The 25,438-nt window shown below is 39.8% G+C and carries 14 protein-coding genes; all 14 read left to right on the top strand.

The features are described 5' to 3' along the window. Positions 1-224 precede the first annotated feature (224 nt). The 14 genes from BLS35_RS25370 to BLS35_RS25305 all read left to right on the top strand — a co-directional run bounded on the left by BLS35_RS25370 (position 225) and on the right by BLS35_RS25305 (position 25,409). Positions 225-3,473: a SusC/RagA family TonB-linked outer membrane protein gene (locus tag BLS35_RS25370; protein WP_165973426.1), complete on the top strand. Its 3,249-nt coding sequence runs from the start codon at positions 225-227 to the stop codon at positions 3,471-3,473. Between the two features lie 41 nt (positions 3,474-3,514). Continuing rightward, complete coding sequence (locus tag BLS35_RS25365) at positions 3,515-4,864, top strand: RagB/SusD family nutrient uptake outer membrane protein (protein WP_090786765.1); 1,350 nt, start codon at positions 3,515-3,517, stop codon at positions 4,862-4,864. A 15-nt stretch (positions 4,865-4,879) separates the two neighbouring features. After that, positions 4,880-6,034, top strand: coding sequence for a peroxiredoxin family protein (locus BLS35_RS25360; protein ID WP_090786761.1), 1,155 nt, complete (start codon positions 4,880-4,882; stop codon positions 6,032-6,034). An 88-nt stretch (positions 6,035-6,122) separates the two neighbouring features. Further along, positions 6,123-6,323, top strand: a complete 201-nt coding sequence (locus BLS35_RS25355) for a hypothetical protein (protein WP_090786758.1) — start codon at positions 6,123-6,125, stop codon at positions 6,321-6,323. A gap of 139 nt (positions 6,324-6,462) precedes the next feature. Next, positions 6,463-10,845 carry a hybrid sensor histidine kinase/response regulator transcription factor gene (locus BLS35_RS25350; protein WP_090786755.1) on the top strand — a complete coding sequence of 1,461 codons (4,383 nt, stop codon included), beginning with the start codon at positions 6,463-6,465 and terminating at the stop codon, positions 10,843-10,845. 274 nt (positions 10,846-11,119) lie between these two features. After that, positions 11,120-14,359, top strand: a complete 3,240-nt coding sequence (locus tag BLS35_RS25345; RefSeq protein WP_090786752.1) for a SusC/RagA family TonB-linked outer membrane protein — start codon at positions 11,120-11,122, stop codon at positions 14,357-14,359. A 17-nt stretch (positions 14,360-14,376) separates the two neighbouring features. Continuing rightward, complete coding sequence (locus tag BLS35_RS25340; protein ID WP_090786749.1) at positions 14,377-16,221, top strand: RagB/SusD family nutrient uptake outer membrane protein; 1,845 nt, start codon at positions 14,377-14,379, stop codon at positions 16,219-16,221. A 10-nt stretch (positions 16,222-16,231) separates the two neighbouring features. Next, positions 16,232-17,821 carry a DUF4957 domain-containing protein gene (locus tag BLS35_RS25335; RefSeq protein ID WP_165973425.1) on the top strand — a complete coding sequence of 530 codons (1,590 nt, stop codon included), beginning with the start codon at positions 16,232-16,234 and terminating at the stop codon, positions 17,819-17,821. 107 nt (positions 17,822-17,928) lie between these two features. Beyond that, positions 17,929-19,407 (top strand): pectate lyase family protein, encoded by a 1,479-nt coding sequence (locus BLS35_RS25330; protein WP_090786743.1) that lies wholly within the window; start codon positions 17,929-17,931, stop codon positions 19,405-19,407. 14 nt (positions 19,408-19,421) lie between these two features. Beyond that, on the top strand, positions 19,422-20,426 hold the full coding sequence (locus BLS35_RS25325) for a pectinesterase family protein (protein ID WP_254779134.1): 1,005 nt from the start codon (positions 19,422-19,424) through the stop codon (positions 20,424-20,426). After that, positions 20,411-21,916 carry a pectate lyase gene (locus BLS35_RS25320; RefSeq protein WP_090786737.1) on the top strand — a complete coding sequence of 502 codons (1,506 nt, stop codon included), beginning with the start codon at positions 20,411-20,413 and terminating at the stop codon, positions 21,914-21,916. The genes BLS35_RS25325 and BLS35_RS25320 overlap by 16 nt, the downstream gene beginning before the upstream one ends. Before the next feature lie 55 nt (positions 21,917-21,971). Beyond that, positions 21,972-23,618 carry a glycoside hydrolase family 28 protein gene (locus BLS35_RS25315; protein WP_090786734.1) on the top strand — a complete coding sequence of 549 codons (1,647 nt, stop codon included), beginning with the start codon at positions 21,972-21,974 and terminating at the stop codon, positions 23,616-23,618. Positions 23,619-23,626: 8 nt separating this feature from the next. Beyond that, positions 23,627-24,544 (top strand): alpha/beta hydrolase, encoded by a 918-nt coding sequence (locus tag BLS35_RS25310; RefSeq protein WP_090786890.1) that lies wholly within the window; start codon positions 23,627-23,629, stop codon positions 24,542-24,544. Positions 24,545-24,656: 112 nt separating this feature from the next. Further along, positions 24,657-25,409 carry a rhamnogalacturonan acetylesterase gene (locus tag BLS35_RS25305; protein ID WP_090786731.1) on the top strand — a complete coding sequence of 251 codons (753 nt, stop codon included), beginning with the start codon at positions 24,657-24,659 and terminating at the stop codon, positions 25,407-25,409. Positions 25,410-25,438 lie beyond the last annotated feature (29 nt).

Below are 25,438 nucleotides of genomic sequence, written 5' to 3'. Positions count from 1 at the left end.
CTCCTGCATGTATTCTGATTTCAGTTAAAAAAATGTAAACAATTTTTCAATTTCCAGCGCATGCTAAATCCTGAGAACAGAAGGCATGTGCTTAACCTGCGAAATAAGCCAAAGCTTTGACAGGCAATGGTATGCTTCGCCCTAAACCAGAAAATCAAATGTATAAAAATTTTACCAGGATATTAAGTAAGCTTCCGGGCTGGATACCCAAATTTCTAATACTCATGAAACTCACATTTTTTTTGTTAGTCATAAGCTTGGTGCATGTGAATGCAGCATCTTATGGGCAAAAAATAACGCTGAATAAAAAAGACGTCTCCGTACAATACTTGCTGGATGAAATTGGCAGACAGAGTGGCTATGATTTTTTTTATGATGCCAATTCTTTTAAAAGGACCGGACGGCTTTCTGTCAGTTTAAAAAATGCAAGCATTGAACAAGCCATTAATAAATGTATTGGGAGTCTGCCTTTGACTTTCTCCATAGAGAATAAAACTGTTGTCATCAGGCAAAAAACTATTTCTGTTTTAGATCGCGTGGTCGATTACCTGAGTAATATTAATATTAGCGGGGTGGTAGTTGATGGGCCTGGTAATCCATTACCGGGCGCTACGGTTGTAGCCAGTTACGGCAACACGAGGTTGGTCGCAATTACAAATGCAAAAGGAGAGTTTGTGCTAAAAGGCGTAAATGAAAAAGCCATAATTACCATTTCATGTGTTGGTTTTAACAGCAAACAGATCGATGTTACTGCCAATATCGGCACTGTAGTACTCGAGCCAGCAATATCAAAACTGGATGAAGTTAGTGTACAAGCTTACGGGCAGACGAGTAAAAGGTTTAGCACAGGAAACATCAGTACGTTGAAATCCGATGAGATTGCCAAACAGCCTATATCAAATCCAATCCTTGCACTTGCTGGCAGGATGAGCGGCGTTTATATCAAGGAGAGTAATGGTACGCCAGGCTCTAATTTCGACATTGTGATCCAGGGACAGAATACGATCCAGGCCGGTAAATTACCATTGTATATTGTCGATGGTATACCTTTTGGAGGCAAACCTATAGAAAATACGGTGGGAGTAGTTAGTTCCGGAGAAGGGGGTGGTTTTAGCCCTTTAAACTCATTATCACCTAATGATATAGAAAGTATCAATGTATTGAAAGATGCTGATGCAACAGCCATCTATGGATCCAGAGCCGCTAATGGTGTAATATTAATTACAACAAAAAAAGGTCTGAAGGGCAAAACAACAATTGATGCAGAGTTGTATAGCGGAATCAATAAGGTGGGACGAACAGTACCTATGTTAAATGCAGAGCAATATTTAAGTATGAGAACCCAGGGATTTGCATATGATAAAATTACCCCTACACCGCTGAATGCCCCAGATCTTACTGTATTTAATACTGGGGGCGACATTGATATGCTGAAATTAATGACAGGTAATAACGGTCATTTTACAAATGCTAATCTTACTGTTTCAGGTGGAGAACAAAATACCCAATTCTTGCTTAGTGGTAATTTTAGAAAGGAGTCAAGTGTGGTCTCAAATGACTTTTCGGATGAAAAATTCCAAGGCAGGTTCAATCTGCAACATCAGAGCAACAATCGAAGATTTAAGGTAAATGCGAATGTGAGCCTGGCAAAAGAACGGAATGAGCCGGCTGCGCTAATATTGAGTTCGGTGTATAACCTTCCGCCAAATTTGCCTTTGTATAATGACGACAGTTCGTTGGCATGGCAAACAGGCTATTCTAACCCGCTTTCTAGTTTAAAGAACATTAATAAGTACAATAGCTTTAATTTGCTTGCTAACATGGGGCTTAGCTATGAAATTATCAAAGGTCTGAACTTTAAAACCGATTTGCAATTTAACAATATAAACGTCGAGGTTACTTCCGCCATTACAAGGGCCTCAAAAAATCCCGCATCATCAACGGCAGGAACAGGTAGCCTGACCTATAGCAATTCGTACAATGAACTTTATCAGGTTGAGCCACAGTTAAATTATAGTCAGGTGCTTGGTAAGGGAAAGTTGGAAGCATTGATTGGAGCAACCTATCAGTATACACATAATGTTCAGCCTATTTTTATGATAGGCACTTTTGTCAATGACGCCTTGTACAATGACATCGGGAGTCTTAACGTAACATCAAAAGGCAGTGGTGAAAGTAGCGGGAAGTACGCTTCCCTTTTTGGTCGCATAAATTACAATTGGGATAAAAAATACATTGTAAATGCTAGCTATAGGATCGATGGCTCATCCAGATTTGCCCCCGGGTACCGATATGGTAAATTTGGAAGTATAGGTGCCGCCTGGATATTTTCTGAAGAAGATTTCCTTAAAAAGGAGCTGTCCTGGTTAAGCTTTGGAAAGCTACGTTCCAGTTATGGTAGTATTGGTAATGATCAGATTTCAGGTAATGGTTATGCTAGCTCATACGGGAGCACAGCAGTGCCATATGGTGGTGTAAGTGGTTTGTATATAAGTAAATTAGCGAATCAATTAAACTATAGCTGGGAAGTGACTAAAAAGTTTAACCTGAGTTTAGACCTTGGTTTTTTTAAAGATAAGGTTTTACTGACAGGATCATTTTTTCGAAATGAAACCAATAATTTATTGATGAATATTGTACCTATCGCTTCACAATCAGGATTTACAGGATATACGGGGAATCTTTCCGGAACCAAAGTTGCAAACAAAGGATTTGAACTGGAGCTGAGTACGGTTAACCTAAATACTGGAGGATTTAGCTGGAGGACTTCGTTTAATTTCACGGCCCCGAAAAATGAGCTGGTGAGTTACCCCGGGTTGGAAAATAGCGCTTATGCATCAGGGGCTTCCGGGGGAGGGATGGTAATTGGTAAATCATTAAACCTGTTGAATGGATATATATTTACCGGCTTTGAGAATGGGTTGCCAACAGTAAAAGATATCAATGGTGATGGAAAGATTACTGCAGGTCTTTCTGAAAATGACAGGGGTGATTTTGTTGTGCTGGGAACCTCAGATCCTAAATTTTATGGAGGGATAAATAATAGTCTCACTTATAAAGGATTTCAGTTGGATTTTTTATTTCAGTTTGTAGAAAAAAAAGCTCCTAACATCTATAGAGATCTAGTGAGTGCACCTGGAAACAATAGCAACTTCCCAGCCAGTATTTTAGACTACCCATTTATCTATAGTAGTCAAAGTAGTTCGGATGCTTCAAAAACCTATTTGAATTTATTTAGATTGTCTGATGCTGGCTTCAGTGATGCATCCTTTATTCGACTTAAAAATGTGTCACTAACTTATAGCCTTTCTGAAAATTGGCTTAAGCCTATAAATGTGAGACGTGCAAATGTTTACCTGAGGGCCCAAAACCTGTTAACGATTACAAATTACAACGGATTGGATCCTGAAACAGTGGGGCTAACAATGCCTTTGCTCAAGTTGGTTACAATCGGTGTACAGGCATCTTTCTAAAGCATGAATCAATGACTTCATTAATAACAAAGAAGAAATAAATGAAAACTAGATATTTTATTTTGACAATACTTGGGTTTTTATCCCTGGTTTTAGTTACCAGTTGTGATAAATTGGTGGATACTGGCTCACCTGAAAGAACTCTTGATCCAAAGGCGGTCTATTCGGACTCCGTTAGTGTGGATGCGGCCTTAGTCGGACTTTATAGTATGATGTACAATGCAACAGCTATAGGAGCTCCTTATGGTGGTGGTATTGGCTACTTAAATGCATTGTATGCAGACGAATTAGTGAGTACTACAAGCAATTCTTTTGAGAGTAATTCACTGCTTACCTCCGACGCAAACGTGTCGACTTTATGGTCTGTATCTTATGCAGCCATTTTTAGGACAAACACAGTTATAGAAGGGCTTTCAGAAAGCTCAAATCTCAGTACGGCTTTTAAAATGAAGGCTATGGGAGAAGCAAAATTCCTTCGCGCATTTTCCCATTTTCACTTGCTGAATATGTTTGGCCATATTCCGATTATTGATACTACTGATCCCACGATCAGTGCATTGAAGAAACAGTCGGCACCAGATGAAGTTTATCAATTTATCTTAAACGATCTGAAGGAGGCTGTTGCAGGCATGTCTTTTAACTATCCGGGTGGAGAGCGTATCAGGGTAAATAAATATGCTGCAATTGCCATGTTGGCGAAAGTTTACCTATATCTTGGCGATTGGCAAAATGCGGAATTGCAGTCGGCCATATTGCTTGCCGATAAGAAAACTTTTCAAATGGTAGAGCCTGCAAAAGCCTTCCTTACAGCTAGCACAGAAGCAATTTGGCAATTCGATTCCAGAGCTAAGGGGTATGCATCTATTGCGACAACATTTGTAACCGGAGCCAATGCCAGACCACGTTATACAATTAGGGATATTCTGTACAACGCTTTTGAGACGAAAGATTTGCGCAGGAGTAATTGGATTTCCATGTCTGCGGGTTATCCTTACCCAGGTAAATATAAATCGACGAAGAATAATCTGGAATATGACGCGGTGTTGCGATTGGGGGAAATGTATCTTATTCATGCCGAAGCCTGTGTTCAGCAGGGAAAAGTTCAGGTTGCGCAGGACGATTTAAACGTGGTTAGGGATCGTGCAAATGCTACAAGGTTGACCACACTGGATAAAGATCTGCTGATTGCGGCTGTTGCTAAGGAGCGACAACTGGAATTATTCACCGAATGGGGAAATCGCTTTTATGACCTGAAGCGCAGGGGTAAAATAGATCTTGTTCTTAGTGCTGTGAAGCCTGGTGTGTGGAAGACGGATGCTGCTTTATTTCCTATTCCGGTTGTTGAAATGAGTAAAAATGGTAACCTGATACAGAATAAGGGATATAACTAATTATAATTTATAAAAATGAAAAAAAAAATATTTATTATCATCCTCCTTCTTGCAGGGATGAGCAGTTACGGGCAAACGAAATTATTCGGGCCATTTAATTTAACAGTGGACCTAAAGGAAGTCTCTGTAAAGCCCGATTACCTATACATTTTTTATAAGGTATTGCAAAATGGAGTAGTTCAGCAGCATTACGACAGTGTCAAAGTAGTATCGGACCTAGCGGTATTTAAAGGTGAACTGGCGGAGCCAGTTGAAGCAAGAATCAGTCGGCTGTCAATGTCAAGTAAAATAAAAAGCCAGGTTGAAGATTTTCTGGTTTGTTATATCGTTCCGGGGATTATGCAGATAAAGCTGAAAGGTAGTTTTGCTGATTTTAGCTCCAACGGAAAATTTGATGCTTCCCATAGCGCTTTTATGGTGGCTAGAACCACTAGTTTGAAAGAAGGGTATGATATACAGTCTGCGATGAGGAAACTTGATAAGAAAAAAGACTCAATAGCACTTCATAGTCTGTCATCAAAGTATGCCGAAATTCTTAAACGGAGAGTTTTGACAAACAAACAATTTGTAATTGATTTCGCAAAAAAATCGCCTGTGGCATTACTGGCTTTCGGCAGTATCCTTTCTTCTTTTTCTTATAGTCCTGCTGCTGCAGATTCTTTGTATAACCAGTTGAGCAAATCTTATCAGGAATTGCCGGCAGGACAATATATCAGGAAGCAGATTGAGACTTTTAAGAGTGCGGATATTGGACAAAAATCCAGGGATTTTAGATTGCCAGACACAAGTGGTAAAATGATTTCTTTAAGTTCTTATCGTGGTAAATATGTACTGCTTGATTTCTGGGCCAGCTGGTGCGTTCCATGCAGGGCCGAGAGCCCGGCATTAAGAGCGGGCTATGAACAATTTAAGGACAAGAATTTTGCCATTTTGCAGGTTTCCGTAGATGATGAAAGAGCAAAAGGAGCATGGTTAAAAGCTATCGAAACAGATCGGATATCGCAATGGACCCATGTGTCAGATTTAAAGGGGATAAAAAATTATGCAGCAGTACTTTATGGAATTACCAGGATTCCTCAGAATTTTTTAATTGATCCTTCAGGCAAGATTATAGCCAAGAATTTAAGAGGTGAGGAGTTAGCAAAGAAATTGCGCGAGTTGATTAAATAAAAAAAAACGAAGTACCTCAGGCGATCTTACTTTCGGGCTTGAGGTACTTTATGTTTAATTGAATAAATAGTATTACAAAGTAAATGGTATGCAAGCATTAAGTGATATAGAATTGGAACAGGACAGGATGGAAAGCAGAATGCCAGTAATGGAAATTATTGCCCCCAATGGAACGGTGATCAAATTTTATGAGCATATATCAATATATGAAATTAAAGAATTGATTGATATGTTCCTGGTGGAAAAAAGGCTAGTGCCGGCTGGACTCAATGAGGTGTTGAGCCTGTAGCGTCTTTTTGTTTAGGCGTGATTAGAGAATTGGAAAACGATTGCACACATTTAATCGGCGATATCTTTTTTTTATTAACACATAGTATTTAATCTTGTTGTAACACCAATTATAATCGGGTATGTGTTAAGTTTGTATTATGCTTAAAAAAATGACGCTGTTTGGTCTTATTTTCTTGCTGTTTTCAACAGTGGAGGTTACCGCACAGATCAAGTGTAAGATTGAGCATTATTCAACTGAAGACGGTTTATCCCATGATGGGGTGATGAATATCCTTAAAGACCGTGATGGTTTTATGTGGTTTGGTACCTGGGATGGGATCAACCGCTTTGATGGGCATAATTTCGTAACCTATAAAACCCGTCCGGGTGATAGTTCCAGCTTAAAAATTAATAGGGTTGACAATATCATAGAAGATAAACAAGGTTATTTGTGGCTTGAAGTATATGATAATCAGGTATACCGCTTTGATAAGCAGCGTAAAAAGTTTCTGGCGATATCAAGCCTCCTTGAAGAAAAGAAAATCAAGAATATCTTGTTTACTGGAATTGAACTGGGAGGGAAGGATTTTGTTTGGCTTACTACCTTGGATCAAGGTGTTTTTGCAGTTAAAAATACAACTTCCGGTAATCCTGAAATTATCAGATACGGACTAGGACAGAAAGCAGATTTTCAGTTGCCATCAAATAGGGTTAATTTTTTACAGGCGGATAAACAGAATAATATATGGATTGGTACACAGTCTGGGCTTTCTTGTTTACTTCTCGATCCTTCTGGGCAATATAAAAATATGAGCCTGGATGCTGTTTTTGCAAAGGGGATGGCTTATACCTGCATGGTTGAAGAGGGGCAGCATGTATGGTTTGGTACAAACGATGGATATTTAATTCGTTATGATAAATCCTCCCGTCAGTTTTTAAAGAAGAAAATAGCAGTTAACAGGTTAAATGCATTATTGCTGAGTAAAAAACAACAGATCATATATGCTACAGCTGGGAGGGACGTGATTACGATAAGCATTTCAGATTTGAAAAGCGTGACTGCGTCGATGCCTGGGATAGGGCCAATGTTGTCTATGTATGAAGACAAGAACGGCTTATTGTGGATTGAACCTGAAAAGCATGGACTGATCAAGTATAATCCGGTTACGCGTACATTTAAGTATTTCTTTCAGGAGAATGACGCTAATTTTTACAATACAGCAAAGGAATATAAAGTTTTTGAAGACCATAATGACAGGGTTTGGATGAGTATGAAGGGAGGGGGATTTGGGTATTATAATCGGGCTACTGATGCTGTGGAATATTTTTACAATAAACCCGGTTCGGCAGATCATCAATTCTCAAACATTGTGATCTGGAGTTATCTTGATGAAGCGGGAGTTTTGTGGCTCAGTACGAGAGACAGAGGTATAGAGAAGATTATTTTCCAGGTAAATGATTTTAAGCATGGGTTGCTTGTGTCAAAGACACTTAATAAATCTGATAATGAGATCAGGGGAATATTTAGCGATAAAAATCAGCGTTTATGGATTTCTTCAAAATCAGGTAACCTATATGTTTATAACAAGGGGGAAAAAGTAGAAGATATTTTTGTTAATAAGCCCTCGGGAAGTATTGGCTTGGTTTATAATATGGTGCAGGATCGAACCGGTACAATATGGCTGGGGACGAAAGGAAATGGTTTATACAGGGCCGTACCCACCGATAAAAATGGATCAAGGTACGTACTTACACATTACAAGGCTGATAAAAATGATATCAACAGCTTGAGCAGTGACCTTATTTATTCTATCCTGGAAGACAAGAAAGGTAGGATATGGGTAGCTACCTATCAGTATGGGATTAATCTGCTCGTACCTGACGGAGATAAAATCAAGTTTGTAAATATCCATAATTCTTTTAAAAATTATCCTGTAGGTTCCTGGAAAGCGAGGCATGTGCAACAACACGTAAATGGTGACATATGGGTGGCGACGACTAATGGTCTCGTCATATTTGATCCTGATAGAGGAAAACCAGACAACTATACTTTTAAGAGTTATGGTAAAATTCCCGGCGACAAAAGTAGTCTGGGCAATAATGATGCTCAATATATTTACAGAGACAGCAAGGACCGCATGTGGATCGCAACTTCGGGAGGAGGCCTAAACAAATTCCTGGGCGTCTCTGATCATGGATTAAAATTTAAAGCATATACCATAGAAGATGGTTTGCCAAGTGACTATATTTTAAGTATCATTGAAGACAAGACGCACAATTTATGGCTGGGAACGGAGAATGGCATCTCGAAGCTGAATCCTGAACAGGAGCGCTTCAGAAATTACGATTCTTATGACGGGCTGCCGAAAACAGGCCTCTCGGAAGCTTCAAGTTTAATACTTCCTAATGGCGACCTGCTTTTTGGCTGTATAAATGGCTATATTACTTTCAATCCTTTGGCAATTATCGATCAGAAAATCAAAGCAAAAATAGCTTTTACCAATTTTCAGATTAACAATAAGGATGTTGTTCCTGGAGAAGCAAGTTCTCCATTGAATGTTGATATCAACGATGAAAAGAATATTGAGCTTAAATACAACGAAAATATTATCAGTGTCGATTTTACTGTGCTCGATTATCGTTCCAGCAATAAGCAGGTGTATGCCTATCGTTTAAGGGGATTCGACGCAGAATGGCATCATGTAAATGATCAGCGAAAAGCTACCTATACGAATTTACCTCCGGGTAAATATATTTTTGAGGTGAAGAGTCTGAACTCGGACCTATATGAGAGTTTGCCGGTAAAAACACTTTCCATAAATATTGCCCCGCCACCATGGCGTACGGTATGGGCCTATATTTTATATGTTATTTTATTCGGTGTTTTAATTGAGATAGCCCGTAGGATTGTATTTACCATGATCAGGCTTCGTAACAGAATTACCGTTGAGCAACGTTTGACAGAGCTCAAACTCAGTTTTTTTACGAATATTTCTCATGAACTACGGACGCCCCTGACACTCATTGTAAATCCTATTGAAGAAATAGCACGGCAGGAGAATCTATCAGCTAAAGGACAGGAGTATATCAATGTGGTACGTAGAAATACCAATCGAATGGTTAGGTTTATCAATCAGCTTTTAGACTTCAGGAAAGCTCAAAGTGGAAAGATGAATCTTAAGGTAACCCATGTAGATGTATTGGCCCTGGTGGAGGACATTGCACAGCACTTTTCTGAAATTGCCAATGAAAAACACATTGAACTCTCCATCTCTGCAAATGTTGAGGAGCTTTATGCCTGGATAGACGCAGAGAAAATAGACATTGTGATTTATAATTTGCTATCTAATGCTTTTAAGTTTACAGCAGATTATAAAATAATCAGTATAGTAATTGATAAAGAGGAAGACTTCTTTACAATTAGTGTCATTGATCAGGGAATTGGCGTTCCAGGAGACAAGCTGAACGATATATTTGAACTCTATTACGAGGTAGAGAAGGCACCTGGAAATAATCTGGAAGGCACAGGGATTGGTCTGGCGCTTTGTAAGGAAATTGTTAAACTGCATCATGGTGACATTGAAGCCCGAAATAATGTAGATGAAGGCTTGGCAGTTATTCTTAAACTGCCATCGGGAAAACAGCATTTTAAAGATGGAGAAAGTATTGTTATAGATAGATCACCAGTACAAAAATATGTTTTCCCGAAGCCTGAAGAAGTCATTACGAATGTTGAGATCAGTTCATCTCCCAGAGAGAAGGAGGATCTGCCTTTGGTATTGCTGGTAGATGATAACAATGAGCTGCGGAAATTCCTGGCAGATCAGTTACAGGAGTTTTACAGGGTTGTTGAAGCCAAAGACGGAAAAGAAGGGCTCGAAGTTGCCCTTAAATTAGTGCCAGACTTGATTATGAGCGATGTGATGATGCCCGAAATGGACGGTATACAATTGCTGGATAAATTGAAGAGTAATGTTGCTACAAGTCATATTCCCGTTGTTCTACTCACTGCAAAATCATCGGTTGAAAATCAGATTGAAGGTTTAAAATACGGCGCTGATTATTACATCACTAAACCTTTTCAAACTAATTTTATTCTTGCTTCGATAGATAACCTGTTAAGGCAACGTAAAAAAATATTTGAGTCTTTATTAACCAGTAAGAAAACCATAGAACTTAATCCCGGGGAAATTGTCATCACTTCCAAAGATGAAATCTTCCTGAAGGAGATCATCGATATTGTCGAAAATGGAATGGTAGATATGGAATTTAATATTGACTCTGTAGCCGAATCAATAGGAATGGGACGGACGACTTTCTATAAAAAGTTTAAGAGCCTGACCAATCTGGCTCCTGTTGAATTTGTTCGTGAGATGCGCTTAAAAAGAGCGAAACAGTTTCTGGATGCCAATGGGCAAAACATTTCTGAGATCGCTTACGCGGTTGGTTTTAATAGTGCCAAATATTTCAGTACTTGTTTCAAAGAGGAATATGGTGTATCTCCATCCGAATATTTAAAGTCTAAGGGCTTAAAATCCTGATTAAAGAGATAAAATGTGTTTCTGACGCTTTATTGATAGTTTTTGGACGTATTTGGTCAAAAATTAGACCTCTAAAATTCACCTGTTAGGTAAGTTTGTTTAAACGAATAACCAAATATTAAACCATTCGAGCTTATCACAGGAACGGCATCACTCATTTAAATGAGAAAATAGTCTTCACGCACCTTCGTCTGAAATTAAGTTTGTCATACGAAGATCCTGGCTGTATGAATGATAGTTTATTTGGTTAATAACAAGAAACTAAATATAAACTATGAATAAATTACTACTTCCATTTTTTATGCTGTTACTTATATGTAGTACAGCGTGGGCGCAAACCCGGAAAATTACAGGTAAAGTTTCTGATGACAAAGGGGCTATGGTGGGTGTGAGCATTAAGCTAAAGGGAACGACTACCGCGACCACCACAAATTCAGACGGAAAATTTACAGTTAATATCCCGGCAACGGGTAATGTGGTTCTGGTTTTTAGCTACATTGGCTCCGTAACGAAAGAGGTTACTGTAGGAACCCGTTCCGAAATAAACGTTACCCTGCAGGATGATCAGCAGGGGCTAAATGAAGTTGTAGTGATTGGTTACGGTACAGTAGCAAGAAAAGACCTTGCCGGAGCTGTGGGATCACTAAAAGGCAGTGAAATCGCTAAAACACCAGTAGCAAATATTGCGGAGGCATTAACCGGCCGGATACCAGGGGTGCAGGTAACCACCTTAGATGGTGCGCCCGGAGCTGACGTGATTATCCGCGTAAGGGGTGGTGGTTCGATTACACAGGACAATACACCTTTATATATTGTAGATGGATTTATCGTAGATAACATTAACAATATTGCACCCACGGATATTGAAAGTGTTGATGTGCTGAAGGATGCTTCGTCAACAGCCATCTATGGTGCCAGAGGTGCAAATGGCGTAGTGATCATTACTACCAAATCACCAAAAGCTGGGAAAACTGCTATTTCCTACAATGGATATGGGCAGGCTAAAACGTTACCAAGAAAATTAGAAGTCCTTTCGCCTTATGATTTTGCATTGGTTCAATATGAATACGGGATGCTAAGAGGGCAGACGTCTAGTGAGTTCAAAAATTTTACCAGGTATTTTGGCGTATATGATGATCTCGAATTATATAAATATCAAAAGCCTACAGACTGGCAGGAAGAGCTTTTTGGTCGTTTTGTAAATTCTCAACAACACAATTTAAGCTTAACCGGAGGTACGGATAAAACCAAGCTTAGCTTTAATTCAACCTATAACAAGGATGAGGGCTTGATGCTAAATTCCGGGCAAGAGCGTTTTTATCTAAATTTTAAATTGAACCACCAGATCTCTAACAAGTTGAAACTAGATCTGGCAGCTAGGTACTCGGCTACAGCCATAGACGGTGCAGGTACTTCAGGTACTTCTAGCATCAGGATAAGCGATGGAATCCAAACTAGACCTGTCAATGGTCTTGCAGATCAGATTGTACTTGATCCGGATGATGTAGCGGAGGGAAATGATGATTTTGATAACTTTCTCAGGTCAGTAATTAAACCTACCGATCTGGTTCAACAGGATTATCGTAAAAGGACAAATAATGATTTAAGCTTGAATGCCGCTTTAGGTTGGGATGTTGACAAAAAACTAACCTTACGGTCGGAGCTTTCAGTAATCAAAAGAAATAATGTAAACAAACGTTATTGGGGGCCGTTGACTGGAGAGTCGCGTAATGTTGGTTTAAACAAGCCACTTGTTGAGCTTTCCAGCGGAACAAGTAATACTTATAGATGGGTAAATACCGCAAATTATAAGGTGCTGAAAAAGAAAGATCACAACCTCAGCGTTTTATTGGGCCAGGAGCTGAATACAACTTCAGGAAGCTCAGTATTTAACCGTGCGAAGTACTTTGAAGAAAATCTTACCCCTGAAATGGTATTTGCAAATATGGCATCAGGCACGTCGGAAAGGGTTGAGACCTTGGAATCCAGAGGGGAGGATTTGATCTCAGGTTTTGGTCGCATTAACTATACTTTCAAGGACAGATATATCTTATACCTAACTTTAAGAGCGGATGGTAGTAGTAAATTTGGGCCATCAAATCGTTGGGGATATTTTCCTGCCGCATCATTTGCCTGGAGGGTATCTGATGAAGCATTTATGAAAAATATCGATGTTATTTCTGATTTAAAGTTTAGGGCGAGTTATGGCGAAGCTGGAAATAACAGGATCAATAATGATGTTTGGAGATTTGTATTTGGAAATACGCAGGATAGAAGTTATGGCGCCGGAGATATTGCCCAAACCTATTATCGGCCGGTTAACAAAACATTACCTAATCCTGATCTAAAATGGGAAACAACTGTATCGAGAAATTTAGGTTTGGATTTCGGATTATTTAATAATAAAATTAGTGCAACCTTAGATATATACAAGAATACCACCAAAGATTTAATTGTAGAAAATGACATTCCACCTCAGACCGGGTTTAGTGCTCAATATTTAAATATTGGACAAACAAGTAATAGAGGGATTGAGCTTTCACTTAATGCGAACCTGATCACCAAAAAAGATTTTACACTTAGTGCTTCATTTAACATAGGCAGGAATCAACCTAAAATTGATAAATTGGATGGTAATGACCGACGGGTTGCCAGATCTGAGTGGGCTGGAACAGATTTAAAAACCCGGGAAGATTATTTGCTTGAGGTAGGCAAAACAATTGGTTTAATGTTCGGGTATGTAAGTGATGGCTTCTATACCGTTGATGACTTTTTATCATATAACCCGGCTACAAGAACATATGTACTCAAACCTGGCGTGCCAACTTCAGGTGGGTTATTAGGTGGTACCATCGGAATAAGGCCTGGTACAATGAAGCTTAAAGACCTTGACGGCGACGGGCTTGTGACTGCTGATAAGGATAGGAGGATAATTGGAAGTGCGGTTCCAAGTCATAGTGGAGGTTTCGGTTTAAACGCAACCTATAAATCGTTTGACATATCAACATTCTTCAACTGGGTTTACGGAAATCAGATTTACAACACGGGTAGAATTCAATTTAATATGCTTTACAGAACAACGTTTGGCAATATGTTAAACACCATGAATTATGAAGATCGCTTCAAATATATTAATGGTGAGGGTCAATTGGTAACAGAACTGAATGATTTGGCGGAGCTCAATAAAAACGCTAAGATTTGGTCTCCTTTTTCCAGTGGAACAGCATCTCCACTATTTAGTGATGACGCGGTTGAAGATGGTTCATTCTTTAGGATGACTTACATAACGCTCGGTTATACTTTGCCAAAAAAGCTGACATCCAAAGTAGGCATCTCGTCATTGAGATTTTACGGGACCGCTTACAATGTATTTCTGTTGACAAACTATACGGGTTATGATCCCGAAGTATCTACAACCAGAAGTGGAGGGTATGCTGCTTTGACCCCGGGGGTAGACTATTCAGCATATCCGAAAAGTAGAACCTATACATTTGGTCTTAGCCTGAGTTTTTAACAATAAAGAATTTTGATATGAAAAATATAAAAACATTTACCATTTTGATTTTGGGAATGGTAGTGCTATCATCTTGTAAAAAATATTTAGAAACGGATTCTCCATCAATCTTTACCGAAGAGGTAATATTTGGAACCGTACCTGATGCGACAAAGTCTGTATACAGCATTTATGCTTTATTTAATCAGGATGCTTTCACCTCAAGACTATCTAATACTTTCATCGGGAATACCGATATTGAAATCGGAGGAGTGGGCTCAGCACCAGATAATACAAGACGAGATATATGGTCTCTGGAAGCTACAGATGCCAATAATGATATCAGCACGGTGTGGAACAATGCTTATAGTGCCATCAATAGAGCGAATCTTTGTGTCGAAGGTTTAGAAAACTCGAAGATTGCTGAGAATCCTGACATAAAACAATTGTTGGGTGAAGCTAAAGCTTTGAGGGCACTGTGGTACTATTGGTTAATTAATTACTGGGGAGATATACCGTTTAATTTGAAACCTACCCGTGGCGGAGATAATTTTTATCAGCCTAGAGTCGGTCGTGATACTATTATGACAACGTTAATAAACGACCTAATCAGCATTGAACCTTTAATGAAGCCGGCAAGCCAGGTTCCTTATGGTGTAGAACGCATCAGTAGGGAGTTTGTAATCGGACTAATAGCGAAATTGGCATTGTGCCGGGGGGGCTATTGGCTATATCCTGATATGACTTCAAAGAGAAAGACTGATTACAAAGAATATTATAAAATTGCACGTGATTACAGCCGTAAATTGATGACAGATTTCGATAGACCTTTAACTGCGCGTTTTCAAGATATTTTTGATAATCAAAGTAAATGGAGGGTAGTTAGCAATGAAGATGTTTTATTTGAGGTCGCTTTTGCACCTGGATTTGGTGATGTAGGTTGGAATATTGGACGCACGGTTGACGGTGGAACTCATCCTTATGGTGCCAGTAGTAGTTATATCGGTTTGAGTCCGGCATTATATTATGCTTATGATACGCTTGATACACGTCTGGAATCTTTTGCTATTTTTAAATACAACTCTGAGCTGGTACAGGTTCCGTTGGCGGGAAATGGCGTAAGTACTGGTAAATGGTCCAGGCTTCTGATGCCCACCCCATCTGGCCCTGCATCTGCAAAAGGAACAGGAATCAATTGGCCGATTATGCGCTACACTGATGTTTTGCTGATGTTTGCGGAAAGTGATAATGAGTTGAATGAAGGACCTACCGGAGAAGGAAAGGCTGCATTGAGGCGAGTAAGAGCCAGGGCATTTCCTAAAGATGCCATTACGGTACAAACTAAAGTTGACAACTATATCAATACCGTAAGTGTGAGCAAAGAGCGGTTTTTTGACGCAATTGTTGATGAGCGTGCGTTTGAATTTGCTGGTGAATGTATTCGTCGTTATGATCTGATTAGATGGAATAATTACGGCAAGAAAATCGCAGAAGCTAAGAATATCCTGGCACAAATGGGAGAAAATACTTTTAATGGTGCTGGAACATATGCTAATTTACCTGGCACAGTTTATTATCGCAATACACCTGATAAAAAAATTGTTTTTTACGGAGGTACATTTAGAAAGACGTCAGAAACTCCACCTTTGAAAGATATACCAAATAAAGGCGACAACCCAAATGGATGGATAAGTGTCAATTGGTTAAAAACGCTTTATAATAATACGTTGAAGCGTCCGGGAGATTACGTCCTCAATTCATGGCGTGGTTACAAAGACGAAACAGGATTAACCCCGGTAAGGTATATTCTTCCGCTGCACAGTTCAACGATATCTGCAAGCAGGGGTACATTGAAAAATGACGGTTATGGTTACGGAAATTAATATTCAGATCATGAAAAATATATTCAAGAATTATATGATGATCGCTTTATTAATAGCGATGGTCAGCAGCATCATGTCCTGCAAAAAAGAGGATGATCTTGGGGAAGCTCCGAGGTTGTTTAGACCAGTAATCAAAGGGGATCTTACTGCTCCTTCAAATTATATTGATGCATCATGGCAGCAAATGAGTGGAGTTAAGGGTTATATCGCGCAGATTAGTCGTGATACTTTTAAAACTATTGACAGATCGGTTAATATCGATTCTAACAAAGTGACATTTGAAGGATTACTTTGGGAACAATTGTATCAGATACAGGTTATTGCAGTCGCAACTGATTCATCAAAAAACTCTAAGCCGTCATTTTTAGGTGAGATAAAAACCCCGCGATTTCCAACTATTGTTGTGGATGCCCAGTTAGCTGATGTTGGCTCGAAATCTATATTATTTAAATGGAGGAACGAGGGCGAAGCCGTAACAACAGTAAAAGTAGTGAGTGTCATTAACAATGCAATTGTGCAAACGATCAGTCTTACGGCTACTGATATCAGCAATGCCTATCTGCTGGTTGCAGCATTATCGCCTGAAACAGCTTACAAAATAGAACTTTACAGTGGTGCGAAATTTAGAGGTTCAAATAGCTATACCACAAAGGCAATTCCAAGTGGTGTAATTATTGATTTGACAGCAATTGCCGACAAGCCGACTATATTAGCAGATACGATATTGAAGGTTCCTGCCAGTGCGACAATTGTTTTAAGAAGAGGAATGGAATATAGCATGACGAGCATCAATCTGAATAAATCTGTAACGATAATCAGTGGCGAAAATCAACTGGTGCCAGCCCAGGCAGTAATATTTTTTAATACAGGCAGTAATTTTGCATTTGCTGCTAATGCCAGTATTGATAATATAACATTTAATGATGTAATTATCCGAACGAATGATGCTGCAGGTAAATATGCGTTCAACCCTAACTCCGCAGGGAACATCGGAGCAATTACTTTCGAATCCTGCAGAATAGAAAATATGAGAGGTGTTGCACGACTCAGAGGTGCCTTAACCATTAATAGTCTAACATTTAATAACTGTTTGATCGACAGCATTGGCGGCTATGGAATATTAACTGTTGACGATGCAGCTTCGAAAGCGAAAAATATAACCATAAGTAACAGTACGGTTTCAAGAGCCGAAGTTTTGCTGGTTAGTAAAAGTGCCGCAGAAAGTGTGAAAATAAATAACTCAACTTTCTATCGCAGTCCACTTGGTGCAAAGTTTATGGTCGACTACAATAATGTAGTACTTGGAACCTTGGATTTTACTAATAATATTTTTGGACCAGGTAAAGCGACAGCTGCTACGCCGCCAGTTAGTGCTGTAAATAGTTTTAGAGCAGCTTCGGTTGGGATAACCGGTTCCAATAATTTTACTACATCCGATTTTGTTTGGTCAGCAAGTGCGCTGCAGATTCCGGGGACAACAGCTTACACCAAAACTGCCACAGATATCTTTACCAGTCCTGCTACCAGAAATTTTACAATCAAAGATGGTGGTTTCGGAGGGAGAAGTACGGCCGGAGATCCACGTTGGAGACTTAAATAAAGAAACAGGTGATCCTGAAACTATACGGAAAGAAGAAGTTTTCCGTATAGTTTCTTTATAACTCTAATAAGAGCGTAATCTCATTATTCACATCTTAATTGAACTACATGAAAACATTAAAGATTTCTTTATCGGGCATTGCCATGCTTTTTTTCTTCCTGGCATCATGCAAAAAATCGGCGAAAAATCCGATTGAAAATGAAAAAATTAGTGAGCCGGAAGCAGGTGTTCCCCAACAGGAAACTGCCTTGGCGTTTCCAGGTGCGGAAGGATATGGGAAGTTAGCTACGGGAGGGCGGGGTGGTAAAGTAATTAAAGTGACTAATCTGAATGATTCTGGGACTGGGAGCCTGAGAGCAGCTATTGCTGAAACAGGTGCAAGAGTTATTGTCTTCGAAGTATCGGGGAATATTAAACTAAATAGTCGTATCCAGGTTAAAAATGGCAATGTGACCATAGCGGGGCAGACTGCTCCAGGTGATGGTATTTGTATCCAGGATTACGAGATGAATATCGATGCTGACAACGTGATTATCCGCTATATGCGGTTCCGTATGGGTGACTTAACAAAAAATGAGCAAGATGCGCTTTGGGGACGTTATCACCAGAGCATCGTAATAGATCATTGCTCCATGAGCTGGTCAATAGATGAATGCTCTTCGTTTTATGCCAATAAAAATTTCACCATGCAATGGTGTGTACTTTCAGAAAGCTTAAATAAATCTTTTCATGAAAAAGATGACCATGGATATGGTGCAATCTGGGGAGGTTCAAATGTTACATTTCACCACAATCTATTGGCGCATCATAACAGTAGAAATGCACGTTTTGATGGTGGGCACCGAACAGGAACCGGAAGCAGTCCTTTTGGAATAGACAAGGTTGATTACCGGAACAATGTGATCTATAACTGGGGAAGCAACAGTGCGTACGGCGGAGAAAACGGAGAATATAATCTCGTAGCCAATTATTATAAAGCAGGACCGGGAACTGCAACTTCGAGGAAGAGCAGGATTATGGAAATCTCGATGGAGACTGATCTGGTTAAATATGGGCCAGGCTTCGGTAAATTTTATGTTTCAGGTAATTATGTAGATGGTAACACTACGGTAACACAGGATAATTGGAGTGGGGGAATGGACAAAGGATCGGGTTTGGGAGATGTAAATTATGCACTTGCAAAAATGGCAACAGCTTTTGTTGCAGAAGTAATAACACCGCATACTGCCCTGCAAGCCTACAATGCTGTGTTATTATATGGAGGAGCAAGTTTGAAGAGAGATGCCGTAGATGCGAGGATTATGAAAGAGGTTAAAGAAGGTATTGTTACTTACAATGGTTCAAAGACGGAAAAAAAAGGAATAATCGACTCGCAGACCGATGTTGGTGGTTGGCCCGTTTTGAACGCTACGGCCCCGCTTACGGATACAGATGGAGATGGTATGCCTGACATCTGGGAAACGGAAAAAGGATTGAATCCTAAAATAGCTAATGCCAATGGAAATGATTTAAGTACAGGATATACCAATATCGAAGTTTATATAAACAGCCTGGTTAAAGATATAACGATTAACCAGATAAAATAACAAGGCTTATGAAGATGAAAAGAAATATAGAGTACTTAATCTGTGTCATGATTTTTTTGATTTGTGTGGCATGTAAAAAGGATGATGCGGCGACTGAGCCAGATCCGGAAGTAAATGTCGTCGTAGAAGCTAAGCCAGATAAGACAGTAGCTAAGGATGGTACGGGAGATTATACCAGCTTACAGGCCGCAATTGATGCCGCGCCTTCGAATGCAACAAAATATTATGTCATAGCGATAAAGAACGGAATTTATAAAGAAGTGATCACCGTTCCTAAAAATAAAAGCTACATCTGTTTCAAGGGAGAAAACAGTGAGAAAACTGTTTTGTCATTTGATAATTATTCGAAAAAACTGGATGCTAATGGTGCAGAATTTGGAACCTCCGGATCTGCGTCAGTATTTGTTAAAGCAGATTACTTTAAGGCCGAAAACCTGACTTTCGAAAATACTGCAGGAATAGATGCAGGCCAGGCTTTAGCTATTAACATCGGTGGCAATTTCGCTGCTTTCAAAAATTGCAGATTTCTGGCATTTCAAGATACCTATTACGCCGCAGACAATACCTTACAGTATCTCAAAGACTGTTATATCGCAGGTACAGTAGACTATATGTTTGGTGGCTCGACCGCGCTTTTCGATAACTGCATCTTACATAGCCTAAGAAGTGGTTACATAACTGCCGCTTCTACTCCTCCGGGTAAAAAATACGGATATGTATATCTTAACTGTAAATTAACCGGAACATCAGGTGCAGCAACTGTACACCTGGGCAGACCATGGCGACCTAATGCCAATGTAGTATTCTTAAACTGCGAAATGGCCGGACATATTAAACCTGAGGGCTGGAACAACTGGGGGAATGTAGCGAATGAAGCAACCGCCTTTTATGCGGAATACAAGAGTACCGGAGAAGGATATAAGGCGGGACAACGACAACCCTGGTCAAAACAATTAACAGACGAACAAGCGAAAGAATATACAGTAGAAAAGATTTTAGGAACATGGAAGCCATTTTAAAGAGATTATCATTGAGCACGGTAATGTTGCTTATTGTTTTCAGCTTTACCAATTGCGAAAAAAGAAAAAAAGCAGATTTGACTCCTACGACGGAAGAGAATAAGGGTACATCAGAACCAAAACCTATCATAGAATCTGCATATGCTTTTCCCGGAGCAGAAGGTTTTGGACGTAACGCAACAGGTGGCAGAGGTGGAAAAATAATTAAAGTTACAAACCTCAATGACGCCGGTGCTGGAAGTTTGAGGGCCGCGATTGACGCAACAGGCCCCAGAATTGTAGTTTTTGAGATCTCTGGTACGATTCCTTTAAAAAGTAGGCTGGTAATTAAAAACAAAGACATCACTATTGCCGGACAAACCGCCCCGGGTGATGGTATTTGTCTGAGGAACTATGAAGTGAATGTAGGTGCAGACAATGTCATTGTACGATATCTGCGTTTTAGAATGGGCGATACCGAGCAGCAGGAGGGGGATGCCTTTGGCGGGAGGTTTCAGAAAAATATCATTGTAGACCATTGTTCAATGAGCTGGTCTACCGACGAGTGTGTATCTTTTTATGCCAATGAGAACTTTACGCTGCAGTGGTGTTTAATTACCGAGAGTTTAAGAAACTCTGTGCATGGAAAGGGAGCGCATGGTTACGGGGGTGTATGGGGAGGGAAATATGCTTCTTTTCATCATAATCTAATGGCCAATCACGATAGTCGTAATCCAAGGTTTGGGGAAGAGGCGGGAAAAGCTTTCGCCTTGACGGATCTGGTGGATATGAGAAACAATGTTTTCTATAACTGGGGGCCTACTAATAATGCTTATGGTGGTGAAGGGATGAATATCAATGTCATCAATAACTATTATAAACCTGGACCAGCGACAACCAAGAAAGAACGTATTCTTTCAATCGACAAAAATAAAATCGCTGGTACTGAGGTCTACGACATCTGGGGCAAATTCTATATTAATGGCAATTATGTAAATGAAGGCACCCAGGTTACAAATGATAACTGGACGTATGGTGTGTACAATCAATTTCATGGTAGTTATGGAACGGTATCGGAAGCAGACAGGCTTGCAATGAAGTTAAATACACCCTTGGCCATTGATAACAATGTAACTACTCATACGGCATTGCAGGCGTATGATAAAGTGCTTGATTATGCGGGTGCTGTCTTAAAAAGAGATCCGATTGATACACGCACTGTTTTACACACCCGTAATAAAACTTTCTATAAAGCAGGCTCTAATGGCAGTACTAATGGAATTATTGATACACAGGCCGATGTTGATGGCTGGCCTCTGCTGCAAAGCCTACCGGCATTGCCGGATACAGATGGAGATGGCATGCCAGATGATTGGGAAAAATCCAAAGGTCTCGATCCTAAAGTGGCAAATGCTGGTGGTCGTAACCTGAGTACTGCTTATGATAACATCGAGGTTTACATTAACAGTCTTGTCGCTTCAATTACTGAAAATCAGGTTAAAACCCAATAATATTAAATCGCAGGGAAACCTGTTGAAGTAGATACAAATACACAAATACAAACAGATGAAATTATACTATTTAAGATTTTTTCTAACCGCAGTTGCGCTAAGTCTATGTACGTTATGCCTCAATGCGCAAACGAACGATTATTCCTGGGACAAGCTCCCTGAAATAAAACAGCCGGCTTTTAGACCGGATACTTTCAATATCGTTCGGTTTGGTGCAATAAGTAACGGGAATACACTAAATACGAAAAGTATTAATGAAGCTATCATAGCATGCAACAGAAAAGGTGGTGGCGTGGTGTTGATCCCTGCCGGTTATTGGCTTAGCGGACCGGTCGAATTGAAGAGTAATGTAAATCTGCATCTGGAGAAAAATGCATTACTTCAGTTTACAGCTGATTTTAACCAGTATAAAATTATAGAAGGTAACTATGAGGGTAAGCCCTCTGCCAGAAACCAATCGCCGATTATGGGTACTAATCTGGAAAATATTGCAATTACGGGGTTTGGTACAATAGACGGAAATGGTGATGCCTGGCGGATGGTAGGAAAAAATGCCTTGACTGAAGCGGAATGGAACAAAAAAAAACTGTCGGGAGGATTGGTAAGTGAAGACGGGAAGACCTGGTTTCCCAGCGAAAAAACAAAGAAAGCATATCTCGAAAAAAGCTCTGTTTTATTAGGCCCCGCGAAGAAGCTATCAGATTTCGAAGACATCAAAGACTTTTTACGGCCGAACCTGGTTGTGCTGACAAACTGCAGTAAAGTTCTTTTGGAGGGACTCACCTTTCAGAATTCACCGGCCTGGAACCTACACCCACTAATGTGCAATAACCTGACGATAAGAAATATTAAGGTGAAAAATCCAGATTATGCACAGAATGGTGATGGTGTAGATATTGAGTCCTGTAAAAATGTACTGGTCGAAGGATCTGTATTTGATGTTGGGGATGACGCGATATGCATTAAATCCGGTAAAGATGAAGAAGGCAGAAAAAGAAATATGCCAACAGAAAATGTGATCATTAGGAATAACCTGGTTTACGCAGGGCATGGAGGATTTGTAGTAGGAAGCGAAATGTCTGGCGGAGCGAGAAACATATTTGTATCAGATTGTTCATTTATGGGAACAGATAAGGGGATTAGGTTCAAAACAACCAGAGGCCGTGGTGGAATTGTAGAGAAAATCTACATTAAGAACCTCAATATGTTTAACATTGTTGACGAGGCTATATTTTTTGATATGTATTACTGGACTAAACCACCGGAAGCTAATGAAATACAGCAAGTACCAAAAGTTAGTATAGAGACACCACAGTTCAAGGACATATTTATAGAGAATATAGTTTGTAACGGAGCGAACAAGGGCGTTTTTATCAGAGGTCTTCCGGAAATGGCAGTTAAGAATATTAAGATGAAAAACCTGTTTCTGAATACCAATAATGCAATCGAGATAATTGATGCGGATCACATTGAAATAAAGAACTCTGTATTGTTAACAAAACGCAAAGATCCTTTAGTATACATTGAAAGCAGTAAAAATATCAATTTAGACGGGGTTAGATTTAATCCGGAAGCAGGAGTTTTATTTGACATCAATGGTGTATCGACTTCAAATATTCGGATGAAAAATGCCGACTTGAAAAACGATGCGATTAAGGCAAGCTTTAATCACGGAGCGCAAGAAAAGTCGTTTAAAAAGTAATGGAGCATATGAAAGTTATACTGACACTACTTTTGTTATGGGCTGGTGCATTAAGTGCTCAGGAGTTTATTCCGCTTTGGTCTCGGGGTAAAATGCCAAACACGAAAGGGGTAAAATTAAAAGACAGCATTGCTAATGAGCGCATTTATCAGGTGGGGACACCTGGCATATATTCATTTTTCCCCTCAAGTCAAGACAACAAGGGGGCTGCGGTAGTTATTTGTCCCGGGGGTGGATATGAACGTTTGGCTTATGTGATCAGTGGAACACAATTGGCGAAATGGTTTAATACAATGGGCATCTCCGCATTTGTGCTGAACTATCGGCTCCCTAATAGTCCGGATTTAAATGAACGGGAAAAAGGAGCGTTACAAGATGCACAGCGCGCGATTAAAATAATACGTAGCAATGCTGAAAAATGGGGGATAAAGACAGATAAGATTGGAATCCAGGGCTCTTCTGCGGGTGGGCATCTGGCTAGTATGGCAGGCACATTTAACGATGATATTTCTTCAATCGGTGATGCACTGGATAACGTTTCTGCACGACCTGATTTTATGATCCTGGTTTCGCCGGTGATTGATATGGGCAAATTTGCCCATAAAGGAAGCCTGAAAAATTTGTTGGGTGAAAAGCCAACGGCAGAACAAATTGTTAAATATTCGGCACAGTTGCAGGTGACAGCAACGACTGCTCCATGTTTTATTGTCGATGCATTCAATGATAAATCGGTAGATCCGCATAACAGCCTTCTTTTTTACCAGGCATTATTGGAGCATAAAGTTGTAAGTAGTCTGCATATTTTCCCACAGGGTGGGCACGCCATTGCGCTCCGTAACAATCCGGGGTCAGCTGAAATGTGGACTGAGCTCTGTGAGCGCTGGCTGATAGAAATGGGATTTATACCTGAAAATATAACCAAGTAAAATGTAAAAATCTCATTTCAGCTGTCGGTAACGATTGCATAGATTTAATCTTATGGCCTCATTGAAAAGCAACTCCAAGTTTGTATGATTGTTTAACCAAATAGAATTATGTATGAAACAGTTTAATAAATTAAGTGCCATAGCTTTTTTGAGTTTGATTGTACTCATGTCCTTTAATATTCCAGCCAGAAAGATTAAGGTGTACCTGGTAGGAGATTCCACTATGTCAATAAAACAAGTCTCCAAATACCCTGAAACTGGATGGGGAATGCCATTCGCTAATTTCTTTGATGAATCGATAACAGTTGATAATCGAGCACAGAACGGTCGTAGTACAAAGTCATTTATGGCCGAGGGTAGGTGGAAGTCGGTGACAGATAGTTTAAAAGCCGGCGATTACGTTTTTATACAGTTCGGTCATAACGATGAGGTAAAGACGAAAAAAACGTATACTACAGAAGAAGAATTTAAAAATAATCTGGCTAAATATGTAAGTGAGAGCCTGAAGGCCGGCGCATTCCCGGTATTGATAACACCGGTTGCCCGCAGAAATTTTGACACCGAGGGCAAGGTTTTGCCAACGCATCAGGTTTATTCGGAAATTGTTCGAACCCTATCCCGGGAAATGAAAGTTCCTTTAATAGATCTAGACAAAGAGAGTATGGCGTTGTTGCAGAAAATGGGAGTTGAAAACTCGAAATTGTTGTTCAATAAGCTGGAGCCGGGCCAAAATCCTAACTATCCTGCGGGTGTTGATGACAATACCCACTTTAATGAGTACGGTGCGCGCCGAATGGCTGAACTGGTATTGTTGGAATTAAGAAAAATGAATTTGGAACTTGCCAATCGGATTGTAAAGCATTAGCCCTTAAAATAGCCGGCCTGATTAAAATT

This window comes from Pedobacter sp. ok626 (assembly GCF_900100435.1).
GTDB lineage: Bacteria > Bacteroidota > Bacteroidia > Sphingobacteriales > Sphingobacteriaceae > Pedobacter.
This window is presented reverse-complemented; position numbering and strand designations above follow the sequence as displayed.

Coding starts and splice junctions, on each gene's coding strand:
- BLS35_RS25370 (WP_165973426.1), top strand. CDS start 225: ATGAAACTCACATTTTTTTTGTTAGTCATAAGCTTGGTGCATGTGAAT.
- BLS35_RS25365 (WP_090786765.1), top strand. CDS start 3,515: ATGAAAACTAGATATTTTATTTTGACAATACTTGGGTTTTTATCCCTG.
- BLS35_RS25360 (WP_090786761.1), top strand. CDS start 4,880: ATGAAAAAAAAAATATTTATTATCATCCTCCTTCTTGCAGGGATGAGC.
- BLS35_RS25355 (WP_090786758.1), top strand. CDS start 6,123: ATGCAAGCATTAAGTGATATAGAATTGGAACAGGACAGGATGGAAAGC.
- BLS35_RS25350 (WP_090786755.1), top strand. CDS start 6,463: ATGCTTAAAAAAATGACGCTGTTTGGTCTTATTTTCTTGCTGTTTTCA.
- BLS35_RS25345 (WP_090786752.1), top strand. CDS start 11,120: ATGAATAAATTACTACTTCCATTTTTTATGCTGTTACTTATATGTAGT.
- BLS35_RS25340 (WP_090786749.1), top strand. CDS start 14,377: ATGAAAAATATAAAAACATTTACCATTTTGATTTTGGGAATGGTAGTG.
- BLS35_RS25335 (WP_165973425.1), top strand. CDS start 16,232: ATGAAAAATATATTCAAGAATTATATGATGATCGCTTTATTAATAGCG.
- BLS35_RS25330 (WP_090786743.1), top strand. CDS start 17,929: ATGAAAACATTAAAGATTTCTTTATCGGGCATTGCCATGCTTTTTTTC.
- BLS35_RS25325 (WP_254779134.1), top strand. CDS start 19,422: ATGAAAAGAAATATAGAGTACTTAATCTGTGTCATGATTTTTTTGATT.
- BLS35_RS25320 (WP_090786737.1), top strand. CDS start 20,411: ATGGAAGCCATTTTAAAGAGATTATCATTGAGCACGGTAATGTTGCTT.
- BLS35_RS25315 (WP_090786734.1), top strand. CDS start 21,972: ATGAAATTATACTATTTAAGATTTTTTCTAACCGCAGTTGCGCTAAGT.
- BLS35_RS25310 (WP_090786890.1), top strand. CDS start 23,627: ATGAAAGTTATACTGACACTACTTTTGTTATGGGCTGGTGCATTAAGT.
- BLS35_RS25305 (WP_090786731.1), top strand. CDS start 24,657: ATGAAACAGTTTAATAAATTAAGTGCCATAGCTTTTTTGAGTTTGATT.